The 20,555-nt window shown below is 30.9% G+C and carries 14 protein-coding genes; all 14 read left to right on the top strand.

Annotated features, from left to right (window positions below; genetic code table 11):
• Positions 1-184: 184 nt before the first annotated feature.
• The 14 genes from DMR38_RS11110 to ftcD all read left to right on the top strand — a co-directional run bounded on the left by DMR38_RS11110 (position 185) and on the right by ftcD (position 20,484).
• On the top strand, positions 185-760 hold the full coding sequence (locus DMR38_RS11110) for a restriction endonuclease subunit S (protein ID WP_127721385.1): 576 nt from the start codon (positions 185-187) through the stop codon (positions 758-760).
• The gene (locus DMR38_RS11105; protein WP_127721384.1) at positions 757-3,969 is read left to right on the top strand and encodes an HsdR family type I site-specific deoxyribonuclease; all 3,213 of its coding nucleotides are present in this window, start codon (positions 757-759) and stop codon (positions 3,967-3,969) included. Before DMR38_RS11110 ends, DMR38_RS11105 begins: the two co-directional genes overlap by 4 nt.
• A 412-nt stretch (positions 3,970-4,381) precedes the next feature.
• Positions 4,382-5,581 carry a restriction endonuclease subunit S gene (locus tag DMR38_RS22140; RefSeq protein ID WP_207670758.1) on the top strand — a complete coding sequence of 400 codons (1,200 nt, stop codon included), beginning with the start codon at positions 4,382-4,384 and terminating at the stop codon, positions 5,579-5,581.
• A gap of 32 nt (positions 5,582-5,613) precedes the next feature.
• Positions 5,614-7,203 (top strand): type I restriction-modification system subunit M, encoded by a 1,590-nt coding sequence (locus DMR38_RS11090; protein WP_127721383.1) that lies wholly within the window; start codon positions 5,614-5,616, stop codon positions 7,201-7,203.
• Between the two features lie 10 nt (positions 7,204-7,213).
• Positions 7,214-7,342: a hypothetical protein gene (locus DMR38_RS22540; RefSeq protein ID WP_279230779.1), complete on the top strand. Its 129-nt coding sequence runs from the start codon at positions 7,214-7,216 to the stop codon at positions 7,340-7,342.
• Positions 7,343-7,417: 75 nt separating this feature from the next.
• Positions 7,418-7,621 carry a YwbE family protein gene (locus DMR38_RS11085; protein WP_127721382.1) on the top strand — a complete coding sequence of 68 codons (204 nt, stop codon included), beginning with the start codon at positions 7,418-7,420 and terminating at the stop codon, positions 7,619-7,621.
• A 208-nt stretch (positions 7,622-7,829) separates the two neighbouring features.
• Positions 7,830-10,511 carry a DEAD/DEAH box helicase gene (locus tag DMR38_RS11080; RefSeq protein ID WP_127721381.1) on the top strand — a complete coding sequence of 894 codons (2,682 nt, stop codon included), beginning with the start codon at positions 7,830-7,832 and terminating at the stop codon, positions 10,509-10,511.
• Positions 10,512-10,529: 18 nt separating this feature from the next.
• Complete coding sequence (locus DMR38_RS11075; RefSeq protein WP_127721380.1) at positions 10,530-11,306, top strand: hypothetical protein; 777 nt, start codon at positions 10,530-10,532, stop codon at positions 11,304-11,306.
• A 169-nt stretch (positions 11,307-11,475) separates the two neighbouring features.
• Positions 11,476-14,718 carry an SNF2 helicase associated domain-containing protein gene (locus DMR38_RS11070; protein WP_127721379.1) on the top strand — a complete coding sequence of 1,081 codons (3,243 nt, stop codon included), beginning with the start codon at positions 11,476-11,478 and terminating at the stop codon, positions 14,716-14,718.
• 245 nt (positions 14,719-14,963) lie between these two features.
• On the top strand, positions 14,964-15,998 hold the full coding sequence (argC, locus tag DMR38_RS11065; RefSeq protein ID WP_127721378.1) for an N-acetyl-gamma-glutamyl-phosphate reductase: 1,035 nt from the start codon (positions 14,964-14,966) through the stop codon (positions 15,996-15,998).
• Positions 15,999-16,101: 103 nt separating this feature from the next.
• Positions 16,102-17,322, top strand: coding sequence for a bifunctional glutamate N-acetyltransferase/amino-acid acetyltransferase ArgJ (gene argJ / locus DMR38_RS11060; RefSeq protein ID WP_127721377.1), 1,221 nt, complete (start codon positions 16,102-16,104; stop codon positions 17,320-17,322).
• A 40-nt stretch (positions 17,323-17,362) separates the two neighbouring features.
• Positions 17,363-18,217, top strand: coding sequence for an acetylglutamate kinase (gene argB / locus DMR38_RS11055; RefSeq protein ID WP_127721376.1), 855 nt, complete (start codon positions 17,363-17,365; stop codon positions 18,215-18,217).
• A gap of 12 nt (positions 18,218-18,229) precedes the next feature.
• Positions 18,230-19,402, top strand: a complete 1,173-nt coding sequence (locus DMR38_RS11050; protein ID WP_127721375.1) for an aspartate aminotransferase family protein — start codon at positions 18,230-18,232, stop codon at positions 19,400-19,402.
• Between the two features lie 185 nt (positions 19,403-19,587).
• The gene (gene ftcD / locus DMR38_RS11045; protein WP_127721374.1) at positions 19,588-20,484 is read left to right on the top strand and encodes a glutamate formimidoyltransferase; all 897 of its coding nucleotides are present in this window, start codon (positions 19,588-19,590) and stop codon (positions 20,482-20,484) included.
• The last annotated feature ends 71 nt before the right edge of the window (positions 20,485-20,555 follow it).

Below are 20,555 nucleotides of genomic sequence, written 5' to 3'. Positions count from 1 at the left end.
AATTATCAGATGGGCAAATTAACTAAATAAATTTAGGCTTAATTGCCGACTTAAGAGAAACATCTTCCAGTAATGGAGGGTGTTTTTCAATATTATTTTAACTTTAAATAATTGCAATAAAATTCCTTTGGTGCTATTATTATACCATAGTAAATAAAGTAATTTTAGAAAGGCACAATATTTTATGGGAAAGTTGAGCGAATTAGTTGGATTAGTAAGTGGAACACCTCAGTTTAGAATTACTGAAGTGTTTGATGAGAAGGCATCTCTTTTTAATTATTATAGTCAAACAGATTTAACAGATGATTTGGTAGGCATTATTTCAAAAGATGTGAATAATAAAAAAGTCAGAACTAATGATAAAGTGAACACCTTATGCAATGGTGATGTGGTATTTAGTCTAATTACGGGAATAGCCACCATAGTAAGAAGAGAGCATGAGGGATATCTTTATACGCAAAACTATGTTAAGTTACTAACTAGCCATAACATTGATTCAAAGTTTTTGGTTTATCTTCTTAATGAAAACAAAACAGTAAAGAAACAGTTTTTGCTAGGATTGCAAGGTTCTAAGGTTTTAAAATATACTCTAAAACAACTTAAAGAACTTGAAATACCAAAAGTACCTTCCATAGATAATCAAAAAATTATAGGACAAGTCTATTTTAATCAGTTAAGGCTGCAAAGACTTAAAAATAGAGCAGCAGAACTTGAAACAAAAATCACATTATTGAGGTTAGAGGAGGCAAGTGAGAAATGACTGAAGATGAATTTGAAACTGAATTAATACAATATATTACCAGTGGAACCATAACTAAACCTGAACACCTAGAAGGAATCAGCAGCTTTATGGTTAATGAAAAACCTGCCCATTACGGTGTAAAAACGAAGCTGTGGAAATATGAACCCCAAATTAAAACTACAGAAAAGCTTTGGGATAATTTCAAAGAGATTCTTGAGAGGCATAATCAAAGGACACTTGACCATCCATTAAGTACTGTAGAATTTAATCAAGTTAAAAAGATTATATCTAATATTCAAACACCTTATAAGGCTGGACAATTTTTATATGGACTTAATGGTGTATCACAAATTGAAATTGATTTAGATGACGGTCGTCATGTATTTTTAACAGTTTTTGATCAAAAACAAATTGGTGCTGGATATACGGTTTATCAAGTAGTTAATCAAATAGAACGTCCTGCAATTATAACTGGAAAAGAAGATCGTCGTTTTGATACCACACTTCTTATTAATGGGTTACCTATTATACAAATTGAAGAAAAACGGGATACACATAATGTGGATGAAGCACTAAATCAAATGCATCAATATGCAGATGAAAATCAATATGGTGATATTTTTTCTACTTTACAGATATTAGTTGCAATTACGCCAAATAATGTGAAGTATATGGCAAATACAACTTCGGACAAGTTCAACAAGGATTTTGCCTTTAACTGGCAGCGTAAGAGTGATAATTCAATTGTACGTAATTGGAAAGAATTCGCTGATTCAATGTTAAGTATTCCAATGGCACATCAGATGGCTACTAATTATATGATTTTGGATGGCACAAAAAACAAAGAAACTTTAAAGGTAATGCGTCCATATCAAGTATATGCTACTCAAAATGTAATTGAAAGTTTAAAGAAAGTTGATTTTGAATTTGGCACAAATAAGGTAGGTTATATCTGGCATACAACTGGTTCTGGTAAGACTATAACTAGTTTTAAAACAGCATGGCTTGCAAGTCGTATGCCGAAAGTTGATAAAGTTGTTTTTTTAGTAGATAGGATTGCTTTAACAAAACAGACAAATGAAAAATATAGAGCCTATGACCCAGATGCTACTAGTAAGGATAAGAGTGGTAGTGTTCAAGATACTGATAATACAAATGATTTGAGCCGTAAATTAAAGAGTAAAGATAATAATATCGTTGTTACTTCTGTTCAAAAGCTTGATACCTTGGTGAAGCGTAAATCTTTTAAATCACCTGATAAAAACATTGTATTTATTGTGGATGAGGCACATCGTTCAACTGGTAGTGAAAATTTTGAAAAGATACAAGAGGCTTTTAAGAAATCTGCTTGGGTTGGGTACACAGGAACGCCAATGTTTGATGAAACTACTAGCGGCATGCGTACTGAAGATATTTTTGGACCTTTATTACATGCTTATACTATTCGTGAAGCAATTGCAGATAGAAATGTTTTACCATTTAAAGTGGATTTTGAAACGACAATTGATAAAGAGCAAATGAAATCGAAATATCTACCAAATTTTTATAGAGAGCGTTATCCTAAATGGTCTGAAGAAAAAATTGCAGAAAAGATTAATAATCTAACTCAAGAAGATATGGATGATGCGGTTGAACCAAGTTTTTATGATGAAAATCCTGATCATATAAGGTTGGTTGTTGAAGATATTTTTAAGAATTGGAGAAATCGTTCAAACGAGGGTAAGTATAATGCACTTTTCACCACTCATGTTGGTGGGGGTAAAGCAAGTACTCCAATGGCAATGATGTATTTTAATGAATTTCAGCGGGTAAATGATGAAAATAAGAAAAATGGTAGGCAAACATTAAAGGTAGCAGTTACATTTAGCCAAAATTCATCCAATAATGATAGTATGCTTGAAACTAATCAAGGTTTATATGATGCTATTAAAGCCTATAACGAAGAATTTGGTACAAGCTTTGGTATGGATGATGTAGCGGCGTATACAGAAGATGTTACCAGTCGTTTAAATAGAACTACTACAGACAAGCGCTTCTTGGATATTGTAATTGTGGTAGATCAACTTTTAACTGGATTTGATGCACCAGAGCTTAACACACTTTATGTAGATAGAACACTTAAAGGGGCTGGACTTATTCAAGCCTATTCAAGAACAAATCGTATTGCTGATATGCAAGAAAAACCTTGGGGACGTATTGTAAATTATCGCTGGCCTGCTCAAAATGAGAAGCGAATGAATAGAGCTCTTGCAATTTATGCTAATAAAGATTCTGCAATTTTATCAGAAGATGAACAGCGTGAATCTAACCAAAAAGATGGTATTATTGCTAAACCTTTTGAAGAGGTATTTAATGAAGTAAAAGAGGTTGTTAGTAAGTTGGGTAGCTTAACTAATGAGTTTCAACAATTACCACCTTCTGAGAAGAAAAAAGAAAATATGCTTGATTTGCTTCATGATTACAATGCTGGTATGGCTAAATTAAAACAATATTCCCCTGAAGAAGTTGAAGGAAATTCAATAGGTTTTAATTACGATAATCCTGATGAATTAGTTGAAAAATTAGGAATGACAAGTGAACAAGAAACTATGCTTACTACAGTATTAACCAATGAGCTTAAACAACATATATCAAAAGAAAAGAAAATTCCTTTTTATCAAATTGAGCTAAAAATGACTCATGTGAAGGATGTAAAAGTGGATTATGACTATTTAACTGAATTGGTGGAGCAATTATTGAATCAGGTGCATGAAGGAAAGAAACAAGAAGCAGAAGTTACTAAAGATAGGATTGATCAATTTGCCAATGGTTTGGAAGACAGAAATTATGCTAATAAGGTTATGAATGCAGCAAAGGCTATTATAAAAGGGCATTTTCCGCCGGAGGGCTATGATCTTAAATATCCAGTAAAATTAAGCGATAGTGAACAAATTATTCAAGCAGCTAATAATGTGAGCATTGATAGAATGTTCCTAGATTTTAGAGTTAAGTGGGGAATTACAGATATTATTACAAGTGCTCAAATGCGTGAATTATTTAGCCGTCATCGTTATGGTATGCAGGATTTAGATGATGCTGGCCAAATTCGAGATATAATTGCAAAAGCAAGTGTGGACTATAAGACATTGGCACATGGCGAAGAAATACAAGTTTTGTCTAAAATCAAATATCGTAATAGTTTGCGTGATGCTATTTATGAATTAGCTGATGACCATGCAGAGAGTTAATTTATATATAATGACACTTTAAAATTTAAGCATTCGATAAGATTCTTTAGAATAATAATAGTAATTAACTCAATTTTTGCACATACAAAATTTTGACTTAATATAATCAAAATGCGACGCAAAGCTTTTGAAAAGTTCAAAGTTTAAATAACAAAGAATAAATAAGGATGATTTTTAGCTATTGCAAAAAATCTTTAAATTTATAAGAATAAGCAATGTTTCGCTTTAGTGAAAAAGCCCTCAAAAATTTAATCAAAGATTTTTTGTAGTATAACGGAAAAAAATTATCCTTACTTGATATTTCTTATTTGTACTTTGTTCTTTAAAAATATTGCTTTGCAATATTTTTAAATTGCGAAAGTTGAGTAATTAATTACTGACTACTAAATTGACAGTTAAGATAGGAGATAAAATGGATAAAAATAAAACTAATGTACCTAAAATAAGATTTCCGGGATTTACTGACCCTTGGGAAAAGCGGAAGTTGGGAGAAATATGCGAAGAGTTTAAAAGTGGAAAAAATATAAAGGCTGATGATATAAAAGAAAATGGTACATATCCAGTATATGGAGGAAATGGATTACGTGGTTATTCAGATAAATATAATCATGATGGAATATATGCACTTATTGGAAGACAGGGGGCACTCTGTGGAAATATGAACATTTCATTTGGAAAGGCCTATTTTACTGAACATGCTATTGCTGTTAGTGCAAATAAAAGCAGTGAAACAACATTTTTGTTTTATCTTTTGGGAAAGATGGATTTAGGTAAGTATTCTGGTCAATCAGCTCAGCCTGGATTAGCAGTAAATAAACTTTTAGAATTATCAGCTTTTGTACCAAATTATGATGAACAGAAGCAAATAAGTGGATTTTTAGTTTTACTCGACAACCTTATCACCCTTCATCAGCGTAAGTTAAATCACCTGAAAGATAAGAAGAAAGGTTTGTTACAAAAAATGTTTCCCAAAAAAGGAAAGGGTTTTCCAGAACTTCGTTTTCCAGGATTTACTGATGCTTGGGAACAGCGTAAGTTGGGGGAAACTCTAAAAGGTTTAAAGAGCGGACTTTCCAGGATGTTGTCTAATGATGATATTGGATTACCTGTAATTCGTGCAAACAATATTAATGATGGTAAGCTTGATATGGAATCAGATATTAAGTATTGGTATAAAGAAGATCCTCAAGGTGCAAAAACAGAAAATTATTTAGTTTGCAAAAATGATATTCTTATCAATTTTATTAATAGTGAAGCAAAGATGGGAACATCAACAATTGTTTTACAAGAGCCCAAAAGAGACACTATCTATACTACTAATATTTTGAGAGCTCAAATAAATAGAGAGTATTATCCTTATTATTGGTTTACACTAACACAAACTCATAAATATAAAACAGATATTAAAATTATTACTAAGCCAGCAGTAAATCAAGCAAGTTTTACAACTGTAGACTTTAAAAAATTAGAATACCAATTTCCAAGTTTAGAAGAACAGAAGAAAATTGGAGAGCTTTTTCAAACATTTGATAACCTCATCACTTTTCATCAGCGTAAGTTAAATCACTTGAAAGAACAAAAGAAAGCATTACTACAACAGATGTTTGTGTAAACTAATTTGAAAAGAGAAAGGAAATAAAAACAATGAGTAATAAATTACAATCAATTACGAGTAAACTCTGGGCTATGGCAAACGAACTTAGAGGCACAATGGATGCATCAGAGTATAAAAATTATATATTGGCATTTATGTTTTACAGGTATCTTTCAGAACATCAAGAGAAGTATCTAGCAGCAAATAATGTTATTGATGTTTTGGAGGGAGAATCTATAAATGATGCTTACCTAAAACAAGCGGTAGATGAAGATTTAAATGACTATTTAGAGGATATTTCATCAAGTCTTGGATATGCAATTGCGCCAAAGGATACATGGGAGTCTCTGATTAATAAAATTAATAATTCACAAGTTATTCCCAGTGACTATCAAACTATTTTTGATAACTTTAATAAAAATGCAGAATTAAATAAACAAGCAGTGAAAGATTTTCGTGGTATATTCAACGATATTAACTTGGGAGATTCACGTCTTGGAAGTTCTACAAATGAACGTGCAAAGTCACTTAACAATATAGTTAAATTAGTTGATGAAATTGAATACAAGGGAGATGATGGAAAAGACATTTTAGGTGAAATCTATGAATACTTAATCGGTCAATTTGCTGCAAGTGCCGGTAAAAAAGGTGGAGAATTCTATACCCCCCATCAAGTAAGTAAGATTTTAGCAAAAGTAGTGGCTAATGGTGTAGAAAAATCGGATGAATTCTTCAATGTATATGATCCAACAATGGGATCTGGTTCCTTACTACTTACTGTTGGACAAGAATTGCCTAAGGGTACTTCTATGAAGTATTTTGGTCAAGAGCTTAATACAACAACTTACAACTTGGCTCGTATGAACTTGATGATGCATGATGTGTCTTATAACAATATGACATTAAATAATGCTGATACTTTGGAAAGCGATTGGCCAGATGGACCAGATGAAAAAGGCATTGATCACCCACGTAGTTTTGATGCAGTAGTTGCAAATCCACCCTATTCTGCAAAATGGGATAATGATGAAACGAAATTAAAAGATCCACGTTTTAGCGATTATGGGAAATTAGCACCGGCATCAAAGGCAGATTATGCGTTTGTCTTACATAGTATATATCATTTAAGCAGTACTGGCACAATGGCTATTGTCTTGCCTCACGGCGTTTTATTTCGTGGTGCAGCAGAAGGTAAAATCCGTAAAGCTATCATTGAAAAAAATTATCTTGATGCGGTTATCGGTTTGCCACCTAACTTATTTTATGGAACAAGTATACCAACAATCATTTTAGTATTTAAGAAGAATCGTAAAAAGAAAGATGTATTATTTATTGATGCAAGCAGTGATTTTGAAAAGGGAAAGAATCAAAATAATTTAACTGATGAAAATATAGATAAAATCATAAGTACATTTAAAGAACGTAAAGATGCTCCTAAATATGCTCATGTAGCATCAATTGAGGAAATCAGGGAAAATGATTTTAACTTAAATATTCCACGTTATGTTGATATCTTTGAAGAAGAAGAGCCAATTGATTTGGGAGAAGTAAATAGAAAGTTAGAACAAGATAATAAGGAAATTGCAGAACTTGAAGCAGAGATTAATGAACAATTGAAGATTTTAGGTGTAAAAAATTAGATTTGTTGTAGTGGGTATTAAAGAAGATATTTTAACGGAATCACAAGAAAAGAGTTTGAGAGATAAGTATGATATAAATGATAGCTATTATAAAATATTTGATGATTATGTTACAATAAATTGGAAACTACCCCAATAGAGCACTTGGCTAGTCCCAACACACGAGCAGACAGTAGTAAAGCTATATAAAAATTAAAAAAGAGGAGTTTTGATTATGGATGGAACGATACGAAAAAATATAAAAGTAGGAACAAAAGTCTTAGTTGTACAAAAGCAAGATCAGCGTTCTGGAAAATTAACTGAGGGTGTAGTACAAAGGATACTTACAAACTCAGAAGTTCATCCTCGAGGCATCAAAGTTATGCTTGAAGGTGGGATTGTAGGAAGGGTTAAAGAAATTAAACATGAGATTAAATAAACAGAGTTCTTGGCATCAGATGGAGTTTTGACTCCACCTGATGCTTATTAATAGGCTTTCTTAGTGCTTCAGCACTTATAGAAGGAGTTATTCTTTAGGAGAAATCGTTATCCAGGGAGGTAGCTGCTTATAGTGGAAAAGTACAAAATGGGTTATAATAGATAAAAGATGCTCTAGGTAATAATTTTTTGTAAAAGGATGAAATTTCATGATATTACATAGTAAAGAAAAAACAGAAAATAAGAGATTAATTGTTTCTCTTAAAGAAAACGGATCTTTTGAACTTGATTTTGAGGTTATAAAAGAACATGTTGATGAAAGTGAAATTACATTATTTAAGAAAATATATAAGCAATTCATAGAAAATGATATCAAATCACTTTTCTACATGGGATTTTTAAGAAAAACAGAGGCTGAATCTGAGTCTTTTAATTTTTTAAGGCTTATTGCAGCTAGCTTTGTAAAAAAATTATCTATGAATGTTGACATTGAAGCTTTGCGTGAAAAAGTTGTAGTCCCTATAGAAGATGAAGAAATTAACCATATACTTGATATTGCACCATATTTAAATGGATACGAATACCTAAGCTATAATTGGATGCAACAGGTATGGAAAAAACTTAATAAATGTTTTTGCCAAATGATTAGTGATTACAAAGGAACTGTTCAAGAATTTTTAACTTCTTTTAATCCTGATATCCATGTTGCTGGAAAGGTTTTTTTCCACTTAGTTGAAAGTAGAAAGGAGGACTATCCTTTTGCTTTTTTAGCAACTTATTCTACATATGTTTCAAAGGATGGTACATCAAAACACCTGCCACTTAAAAATGCACTTATTGAATATGGGGAAAATAGTGAAAAAATTTTAGAATTACTTTCTACAGTAAATAAGGCTTGCGAAAAAAGTTCTTTTATTTCAGAGCTTGTTGAGTCCGGTGAGATATTCCACCCGCTTGGATTAAACGCTAATGAAGCCTATACTTTTTTAAAGGAAATACCTTTATATGAACAATCAGGTATTTTATGTCGTGTTCCTAAGTGGTGGAAAAACAAATCAGATTCATTAAAGATGTCTATAAGTGTTGGAGAGAAAAATCCATCAAGGGTAAATTTTGATGCTTTAGTAGATTTCAATGCTGAATTATTTCTTGGTGAACAATCTATTGATGCTGTGGAAATTAAAAAGCTTCTTTCAGAAGCAGAGGGACTTGCTTTTATAAAGGGAAAATGGGTGGAAGTAAACCACGAAAAATTAAAAGAAATGCTTAAGGCTTATGAGAAAGCACAAAAACTCATGAGTAAAAAAGATGTAAATTTAATTGAAGCTATGCGTTTTGAGTTAAATGCTCCTAAAATATTAAATATGACTGATGATACTTGTGAACTTGAAATAACTAATGGACAGTGGCTTAATTCAGTAGTTACAAGATTAACTCATCCAGATACAATTGAAACTATTCCAAGTGGAGATGATTTTCATGCTAATTTAAGAGAATATCAGGCAAGAGGATTAAGCTGGCTTAATTTTATGAAAAAACTTGGACTTGGTGCATGTTTAGCAGATGATATGGGACTTGGAAAGACTATACAGGTTATTGCTCTACTTAATTATATCAGAACTAATGAGCATGAAAAAACACTGCTCATTGTTCCGGCATCGCTTATTGCGAATTGGATGAGTGAAATTGTAAAATTTGCACCTTCATTAAAGTATTATGTTATACATCCTTCAGAAAATAAAAATTTAGAAGATGTAGATGAAAGTATTGTAGAAAAATATGATATTTTTATAACTACCTATGGTATGCTTTCAAAGCATGAATGGTTAAAGAATGTAAATTGGGATTCATTAGTTCTAGATGAAGCTCAGGCAATTAAGAATCCAGGAACTAAACAAACAAGGCTTGTTAAGCAATTAAAAGCTTCTTATAGAATTGCTATGACAGGTACACCTATAGAAAATAGACTTTCTGATTTGTGGTCATTGTTCGATTTCTTAAATAAAGGTCTTCTTGGCACAGCAAAAGAATTTTCTAATTTTGCGAAAAGGCTTAAGGAAAATGAAGAGAATTATGGTAGATTGAAAAAAGTAGTGAGTCCATTTATTCTTAGAAGATTGAAAACGGATAAGACAGTTATTTCGGATTTACCAGATAAAATTGAAATGAAAACTTATGCAGAACTTACTAAAAAGCAGGTAGTTCTTTACAATAAACTTGTTAAGGATTTGAAAGTAAAACTTGAATCTACTGGAGAGGGTATAGAGCGTAAAGGACTTGTACTTTCATCTATTATGAAATTTAAACAAATATGTAATCATCCATCACAGTACATGGGACAGGATTATTATAATGAAAAAGAAAGCGGTAAGTTTGCAAGACTTCGTGAAATTTGTGAAACAATTTATGAAAAGAGAGAAAGAGTTCTTGTATTTACACAATTTAAAGAAATAACTGAACCACTAAGTCATTTTCTTGAAAATGTATTTCAGCATAAAGGACTTGTACTACATGGAGGAACTACTGTTAAGAAGAGAAAAGAAATGGTAGAAAAATTTCAAGGAAGTGAATACGTACCTTTTATGGTACTTTCTATTAAAGCAGGTGGTGTAGGATTAAACCTTACATCAGCTAATCATGTTATTCATTTTGATAGATGGTGGAATCCAGCTGTTGAAAATCAAGCAACGGATAGAGCTTTTAGAATAGGTCAAATGAAAAATGTAATAGTTCATAAATTTATTACAAAAGGTACAATTGAAGAAAAAATTGATTTGATGATTGAGGATAAAACCAAATTAACTAAAGAAATTATGCCTGACACTAAGGAAAATTGGATTACTGAAATGGACAATAAGCAGCTTATGGATTTGTTCAGATTGTCAATATGATGTATGGAGGTAGATTGAATGTCGTATTATGGAGGTTTTCCGGAGTATGTTCCAGTATCAGAAAAAAGAGAAAGGGCACAGAAAGCTATTGAAAAGTTAAGAAAAAAAGATCCTACTATTTCCCCAATTATAATTGAAGGAAGAAGTATATCTAAAACCTGGTGGGGAAAATCCTGGAATGATAATCTTGAAAGCTATGCAGATTATTCAAATCGTATTGGAAGAGGACGAAGCTATGTAAGACATGGAGCTGTTTTAGATTTAAAAATTAATGTGGGAAGTATTAGCGCCCTTGTACAGGGAAGTACTAAAAAACCATATAAAGTTGAAATTAATATTAAGCCTATTTCTAAGAAACTTTGGAAAACAATTGAGAAGGAATGTGTCGGCAAAATTCATTCTTTAGAGGAACTTACGCAGGGAAAGTTTCCTAAAGCATTATCGGATCTATTTACAGCCAAAGGTAAAGGGTTATTTCCAACACCTAAGGAAATAACAATGGAGTGCAGCTGTCTTGATTGGGCAGATATGTGTAAACATATAGCAGCAGTACTTTATGGAGTAGGAGCTAGGCTTGATGATGATCCATTACTATTTTTTAAATTGAGAGATATAAATATTCAAGATTTAATTAAGGAAGCAGTAAGTGAAAAATCGAAGGTGCTTCTTGGAAAATCTGAAGTTAAAAGCCGTAGAATTCTTGACGACACTGATATTTTTGGTATGTTTGGAATTGATATGGATACTGATGCTAAAAAAGTTAAAAGTAAAAAAACAATTAAAAGCAAAAAGTAAAAATTTAATGACAATAATAAAAGTCTCGTCCATTTCTATGATGGATGGGGCTTTTATTTTTTCGATTGAAATTATGCAGTAAATAAGATAAGAGGTTACTTTCAATCAGTTATAACTTATTTATGATATAATAAAAGGATTGAAAAATTTAAATTTATAGGGAGAAGTTATGTTAACTGAAGATGCATTGTTACAAATATTTAATGAACAAACTACAGGTGAAAATTATTTAAAAGGTCACAGAGTTCTAGACAATGATCTAGTATCCTCCGTAGATATAATAGATGAAGACAAATTAATTTGTATAGAGGGAAATGTGATTTCAGAAAATCTTTTTAATGAATACAATACTAAGATTGAAATGGATATGGGTAATAAAAGCATTTTTTCTACATATTGCAGCTGTCCGGATTATGAAAAAAATGAATTAAAAAAAACAAACTACTGCTGTAAACATCTCACAGCGACTTTTTATAAGGCTCTAGGGGATTTAGTTCAGCATGAAGCTTTAAAAGATGATGATATAAATAGTATATTTAAAAATAAAAGTAATGTTTTATCCTTGCTTTTAGGAGATGAAAAAGATAAGGAAAAATTAAAAATAGAGGTTTATATAAATAAAAACCAATGGAATGGTAATATAACAGCTGAATTTAAAATAGGAGTTAAGTCCACAAGCTCAAGTAATCTCTATGTTTTAAAGGATATAAATCATTTTTTTACATGCTATTATAATAACGTTCCTATAAAATATAGTAAAAATTTTACCTTTGATATAAAAAAGCAAAAGTTATCCACTAAGGATAAGAGACTCATTTCCTTTATAGAAACTTTAAAGGAAATGGAAAAGGATTATAAATATTTTCGAAAAAAAGGTGATGAATGTGTAAGTGGAAAGTACATTATTATTCCTAAGTATTTAATTAGAGAATTTTTTGAAGTTATAAAAAAGCATAGAATATATTTAAATGAAGGATTTTTTTCTAGACCTATAGAAACGGAAATCCTATTTGAAAATCCAGCTGTGGAGTTTGACTTGAAAACCATAAAAGACAATTATGTTTTAAAATCCTTATCGGGTATGCCAGAGTCTCTTAGTTCTAAAAATGATGTCTTCTTATATGGTTCTACTATATATCTGCCAGATTATGAATTCTGCTATAAAATAAGTCCTTATTTGAAGGTATTTAACGAAGCTAGAGTAGTAACTATAGATGAAGCTCAGGAAGATACTGTATTAAAAAAGCTCATCCCCAATCTCAATTTTTTATCAGATAGAGTTACATTGTCAAAGACTATAAGAAATAAGGTAGTAATTGATAAGTGTAAGTTTAACTTCTATTTTAACAAGGAAGGTAAGGACATCACACTTGTTTTAAAAGTTAAATATGGACAATTTGAATTTAATATTTTTGAAGATTGTGATGAAAAGATTATATATAGAGAATCTAAAAGGGAATCTCAGGTTATTGGAATTCTCACCTCACTAGGATTTGAAGAGGTAAATGGAAAATTTTATTTCCTTATGGGTGATGATTATATTTTCAATTTCTTTAAAAATGAAGTATTTAAAATTCAAGAAATAGGGGAAGTTTACTATTCAGAAAACTTTAAAGGTATAAAATCCATAGGAAGTAAAGGTATAAATGGGGATATCAAAACAGGTAAATATAATTATTTTGAAATGGATTTTAAAATAGGGGATATAGATCCAAGAGAAACTACAGGTATATTAAAAGCTTTTAGAGATAACCTGAAATATTACAAGCTGAAAAGTGGAGAATATCTTGATCTTGAAGAATTAGAACTTAAGAAGTTTTTAAAACTTTTAGATGCTGTTTCCTATAATAATATAGAAGATAATAATATAAAGATAGATGCAAACAAGGCTATTTTCATTGATGGATATTTGGAAGATAACAATATTACATATATAAAGGGAAAAAAAGAAATAAATAAAATAAGAAATAAATTTAGAAATTTAGATAAATTGAAATTTGAAGTTCCAAAAGAATTACATGCTTCTCTCAGGGAATATCAAAAAGTAGGGTATAAGTGGTTAAAAAATTTAGATTACTTTGGATTTGGTGGAATTCTAGGAGACGAAATGGGACTAGGAAAAACACTGCAAACTATTACTTTTATACTTTCCAGCCAAGGAAGTAAATCTTTAATTATAGTCCCCACATCCTTGGTTTACAATTGGATAGATGAATTTGAAAAGTTTGCGCCTACTTTAAAAGTATTACCTGTTGTAGGGACAAAAGAAGAAAGAGAAACAGATGCTTTTCATATGGAAAACTACGATGTTATTATAACTACATATAACCTTCTAAAAAGGGATTTGAAAATGTACTCTGAAAGAGAATTTGATTACTGTATATTGGATGAAGCACAATATATAAAAAATCCAAATGCCCAAAATACAAAGGCAGCAAAACAAATAAAAGCAAAGACGCGGTTTGCTCTATCTGGAACCCCTATGGAAAACTCTCTTATGGAACTTTGGTCTATATTTGATTTTATAATGCCAGGTTATCTATATGATAAAAATAGATTTAGTGTAAGATACTATAAAAAGCTTAAAGAGAGTCCTGAGGTAATTGAAGATTTAAATAGACTAATAGCTCCTTTTATACTTAGACGTAAGAAAAAGGATGTTATAGTGGAATTACCTGATAAAATAGAAAAGACACTTATGGTTACTTTAGATGATAAGCAGAAAAAAGTTTATAAGACTTATGCAGATCATGCAGTTGACCTCATTGAAAAAAAAGTAAAAGAGGATGAATTTAAGAATAGTAAAATAGAGATACTTTCTTATATAACGAAACTTAGGCAATTATGTTTAGATCCTAGTATATTAATAAATAATTATACCGGCGGCAATGGAAAAATGGATGCACTAGTAGAACTTCTTCATAAAAGTATAGCACAAGGACATAGAATACTTGTTTTTTCTCAATTTACATCTGTACTTAAAAATATAGGAGAAAAAATTTCTGGAGAGAAAATTCCATTTAGTTATTTAGATGGTACTGTAAAATTACAAGAAAGAATAAATATAGTAAAAAAATTTAACAGAGGTAAAAATTCAGTATTCTTAATAAGCTTAAAAGCTGGAGGAACAGGACTAAATTTAACTTCAGCAGATGTGGTAATTCATTTTGATCCCTGGTGGAATACAGCTGTAGAAGAACAGGCTGCAGACAGGACTCATAGAATAGGACAAAAAAATGTAGTGGAAGTTATAAAAATTATAGCTAAAGGTACAATTGAAGAGAAGATAGTACTTCTTCAAAACGAGAAGAAAAAGCTTATAGAAAAATTGATAGAAAATAAATTGGTGACAGGTGAAAATTTAAAAAGTTTTACTGAAGAGGATATACTTGGATTATTTGAAAACAGATAAACAGAGTTTTTAGTATCAGATAAATTTTTGTATAGTAATCTTAAAAATTGTATATTTATAATTAAGCAAAATTTAAAGTAAAGTGCTTTATACATTGATAATGTTTGGCTTACATGAAGTTTAGTAAAAAAAATATATTTATTTTTATAAAAAATATTGCATATTTATTTATAAAGTCATATAATAACTACATATTTATAAAGTTATATTACTTTTCATATGGAATTAGAAGGAGGCAAATTAAATTGGTACAAGTAGGAATTATTGGAGGAACTGGCTATGTAGGTGCAGAGTTATTAAGACTTTTATCAAATCATAATAAAGTGAAAATATCTTCTGTATCTTCTACCAGTTATAGTGGAAAAACTATTTCTAGTATATATCCCAATTTTTATGAAATAAATGAAATTGTATATGAAAATGAAGATGAAGTTATAGAAAAAAGTGACCTTATTTTTTTAGGCCTTCCAAGCGGATTAAGTGAAAGCATTGTGGAAAAGGCAGTGAAAAAAAATAAAATATGCATAGATATGGGAGCGGATTTTAGATTTAAAAGTGAAACTGCATATAAAAAATGGTATAAAAAAGATTTTGAAATAATGGATTTACACAAGAAGTCCGTATATGGGCTTCCTGAGTTAAATAGAAAATATATAAAAGAAGCAAAAATTATAGGTAATCCAGGGTGCTATGCTACATCTGTTGAACTTGCTCTTCTTCCACTTATTTCAGGGGGCTTCATAGAGGAAAAAGGAATAATTGCAGATTGTAAATCAGGGGTAACAGGTTCAGGAAGATCGTTAAATGAAAGCAGCCATTTTGTAAATTGCAATGAAAGTTTTAGTGCTTATAAAGTAGCAAATCATAGACATACTCCTGAAATAGAAGAAAACTTAAGCAGTGTGTCAAAAAAAGATGTTAAATTAACTTTTATCCCGCATTTAATTCCTATAAACAGGGGAATATTATCTACAGTATATACAACTCCTAAGGATAAAATAGATATGGAAAAACTACATGAAGATTACTGTGAATTTTATAAGGCAGAGCCCTTTGTAAAAGTACTTCCTCTAGGAGAAGTAGCAAAAATAAATAATGTTAGGCTATCGAATTATTGTCATATTTCTCTTCACTATGATGAAGAAAACAATAAACTTATAATGATATCGTGTTTGGACAATATGGTAAAGGGTTCTGCAGGACAGGGAATTCAAAATATGAATATTGTACTGGGGTTTGACGAAAAAGAAGGACTTAATGCTGTTCCAGCCATTTTTTAATCAAAGACATATTCAAAAAATAACTAGTCACAATGCTAGCCTATTTTGAGTCTTTGACTTGTTATTTTCTTTTATATACCTAAATTTTAAGGAGGACATTAAAATGAACTTTGAAATTATAGAAGGAGGGGTTACTTCTCCAAAAGGATTTGTATCTGCAGGGATTAGCTGTGGTATTAAAAAAAGAAATTCAAAGGACTTGGCTCTTATAAAATCAATTAGTCCTTGTAATTCAGCAGGTGTCTACACAAAGAATATAGTTAAAGGAGCCCCACTTATAATTACTAAAAAGCACCTGGAAAATAAAAAAGCTCAAGCTGTGATTGCAAATAGTGGAAATGCCAACACTTGTACTGGTGAAGAAGGGTTAAAAAATGCAGAAGAGATGTGTGAATGTGCAGCAAGAGAACTTAAGATTGAAAAAGAAGATGTACTTGTAGCATCTACTGGCATTATAGGGGTTAAATTAGACATTGAAGCTATAAAAAATGCAGTACCGGATTTGGTTAAAAAACTAGATAAAGATGGATATAAAGATGCATCCAAAGCTATAATGACTACAGATACTTTTCAAAAAACTATAGCCATAAAATTAGAACTTGGAGGAAAGATAGTAACTATTGGTGTTATGGCTAAAGGATCAGGAATGATACATCCTAATATGGGAACTATGCTTTCTTTTATAACTACAGACGTAAATATAGATCCAGATCTTCTAGACAAGGCTTTGAAAGAAAGTGTACGAATAAGTTATAACAGGGTTTCAGTAGATGGAGATACTTCAACCAACGATATGGTTGTTATACTGGCAAATGGATTGGCTGAAAATCCATTTATAAATGAAGAAAATGAGGATTACAGATTATTTTTAGAGGCACTTAAAAAATTAAATGTTGAAGTGGCCAAAATGATTGCAAAAGATGGAGAAGGTGCTACTAAATTAATAGAATGTAAAACACTAAATGTTTCTAGTGAAGAAAAAGGTGAGATACTTGGTAAATCTGTAATTTGCTCTAATTTAGTAAAAACAGCTTTATTTGGATGCAATGCAAATTGGGGCAGAATACTTGATGCCATAGGATATTCAGGAGTTGAATTTGATATAAACAAGATTCAGGTAACAATGGAAAGTAAAAAAGGAAGCGTATTAGTATTTGAAAAAGGAGAACCTGTTCCATTTTCAGTGAAAGAAGCAACTGATATATTAGCAGAAGATGTAATAGATATAATTATAAACTTTAATTCAGGTAATTATAATGTATGCTGTTGGGGATGCGATCTAACCTATGATTATGTAAAAATTAATGGAGAATATATGTCTTAAATAATAATAGAATTATTATAATGCATAGGGGGCACGGGAGTTGAATTATAATGAAGTGGCTAAAATTTTAGCAGAATCACTGCCATATATTCAAAAATATAGAGGAAAAACAATAGTTGTCAAATATGGCGGTAATGCAATGATAGATGAGGAACTCAAAAAATATGTTATAAATGATTTAGTACTTATGAAATGTGTTGGAATAAATTTAGTGGTTGTCCATGGAGGAGGTCCTTTTATTTCATCTTATTTAAAAAAATTAAATAAGGAAAGTGTATTTATAGACGGACTTAGATATACTGACGATGAAACTATGGATATAGTACAGATGGTTTTAAGTGGAAAAATAAATAAAGACCTTGTTAAATTAATTCAAAGCTATGGTGGAAAAGCTATAGGACTTTGTGGACTAGATGGGGCCATGATAAGAGCTAAAAAGCTTTCCGAAAAAGTAGATTTAGGAAGAGTTGGAGAAATAACTGAAATAAATACTGAAGTAATAAAAAACTCTATAGACAGTGGATATATTCCCGTAATAAGTAGTGTGGCGCTTGCAAATGATAATGAAGGTGTTTATAACATAAATGCAGATACCTGCAGCTATAAAATAGCTTCTGCACTAAAAGCGCAAAATCTAATATTGCTTACGGATGTACCAGGAGTAATGGCAGATATAAAGGACCCTTCTACACTTATTTCAGAACTTAAATTAAAAGACATTTCAAAATTATATGAAAATAATATTATAAAAGGTGGAATGCTTCCTAAGATAAACTGCTGTGTTGAAGCTATAAAATCAGGGGTTAAAAGTGCACATATTATTGATGGTAGAGTACCTCACTGCCTTTTAGTAGAATTATTTTCTAAGCAAGGTATAGGAACTATGATTTATTAAGGAGGAAAAAATATGAATTATTTAGACTATGCAAAGGAATATCTTATGAATACCTATAATCATCTTCCTGTAGTATTTACTCATGGAGAAGGATGTAAGGTGTATGATACTTCAGATAAGGAATATTTGGATTTTACATCAGGTATTGGAGTAATGTCACTAGGCTATGGAAACGAAAATTGGATAAAGGCTGTAGAGAAACAGCTTGAGAAAATACCACATACTTCTAATATATTTTTAAATATTCCAGTACTTGAACTTGCCAAGAAGTTTACAGAACTTTCAAAAATGAGCAAGGTGTTTTTCTGTAATTCAGGAGCAGAAGCCAATGAAGGAGCTATAAAACTTGCGAGAAAATATAGCTTTGATAAATATGGAAAAGGTAGATCTACTATAATTACATTGAATAAGAGCTTCCATGGTAGAACTATAACTACACTGGAAGCAACTGGGCAAGAAAAATTTCATAACTATTTTTATCCCTTTACAGAAGGATTTAAGTATACTGATGTTGATGTTAAATCACTAGAAGATACTATTGATTCTACTTGCTGTGCTATTATGATAGAAGCTGTTCAAGGTGAAGGCGGAGTAAATCCTCTAAGTAAGGAATTTGTAAACAAAGTATTTGAAATAGCTGCAAAGAGAGATATTTTAGTTATATGTGATGAAGTACAGTGTGGTATAGGCAGAACTGGAAAGATGTATGGTTTTAATAATTATGATGTACATCCTGATATTGTATCTACAGCAAAAGCTCTTGGAGGAGGTCTTCCTATGGGTGCTGTACTCTGCAATGACAAACTAAAGGATACCTTTAAATATGGGGATCATGGATCTACATTTGGAGGAAATCCAGTTTGTACAGCAGGGGCTATAGAAGTTTTAAATACAATTAGCAAAGAAGGTTTCTTGGATAAAGTAAGTGAGAAAGGACAATTTATTAAGAAATACTTTAAAAATAAACCTTCTAAAAATGTAGTAGAAGTACGAGGAATAGGGCTAATGATTGGAGTAGAAATTAAAGGAGAATCTTCAAAGGTACAGAAAAAGGTACTGGAAAAAGGACTTCTTGTTTTAACTGCAGGACCAAATGTAATAAGGCTGCTTCCTCCACTTGTGATCTCGGAAGAAGAATTGGAAAAAGGACTTAATATACTTTATGAAGTTATAGAAAATATGTAATTTATATTTTTACGCTGCTGTAAAATTATTTTATAGCAGCATATTTTTATGCAGTAATTGCGTCTAAAATATCATATATAAATCTTTCATCTTTAAGTACTTATAGACGTTTTAAAGATGTACTTAATTTATACTAAATGAAAACTAAGATAATAAGCCACAGTAAATTTAAGGAGGCAGTTGATATGTCAAAATTGGTAGAGTGTGTCCCAAACTTTAGTGAAGGAAGAAATAAAGAGGTAATAGAAAGCATTGTAGATGAAGTTAGAAAAACTGAAGGTGTTAAACTTTTAGATTATTCATCAGATAAAGACCATAATAGATCTGTAGTAACTTTCTTGGGCGGACCAGAAGAAGTAGAAGAAGCCGCATTTAAGCTTATAAAAAAAGCTGCTGAGCTTATTGATATGAGAAATCATCAAGGTGCCCATCCTAGAATGGGAGCTACTGATGTAGTTCCATTTATACCTATTAAAGATGTCACTACAGAAGAATGTGTTGAAATTTCTAAAAAGCTTGGAAAAAGAGTAGGAGAAGAATTGAAAATTCCAGTTTACTTATACGAAGATGCAGCTACATCTGAAGAAAGAAGAAATTTAGCTGCTATTAGGAAAGGACAATATGAGGGATTTTTTGAAAAAATAAAACAACCTGAATGGAAACCAGATTTTGGACCTTGTGAGATGAATGTAAAAAGCGGAGCTACAGTTATAGGAGCTAGATTTCCACTTATAGCATATAATGTGAACTTAGGTACAGATAATATAGAAATAGCTAATGCTATTGCTAAAAAAATAAGATACATAGGTGGAGGATTAAGATATGTTAAGGCTGTAGGAGTAAAGGTAACTGAAAGAAATATAGTTCAGGTATCTATGAACTTAGTAAACTATGAAAAGACTCCTATATATACTGCACAGGAAATGGTTAGAATGGAAGCTAAAAGATATGGAGTACCTATAGTAGGAAGTGAAGTTATAGGTTTAGTTCCTATGAAAGCTTTGTTAGATTGTGCAGAATATTACCTTCAAATAGAAAACTTTAGTGTAGATCAAGTACTTGAATCCAGACTAAGTGAATAAATTTTAACTTAAAAGACTGCAGTTGAGTTTTACTTAAAAACAATCAACTGCAGTTATATTTACATAATGCA

The sequence above is a fragment of the Clostridium sp. AWRP genome (genome assembly GCF_004006395.2).
Taxonomy (GTDB): Bacteria; Bacillota; Clostridia; order Clostridiales; family Clostridiaceae; genus Clostridium_B.
Note: the sequence above shows the minus strand (reverse complement) of the source record. Positions and strands in the feature narration are given on the sequence as shown.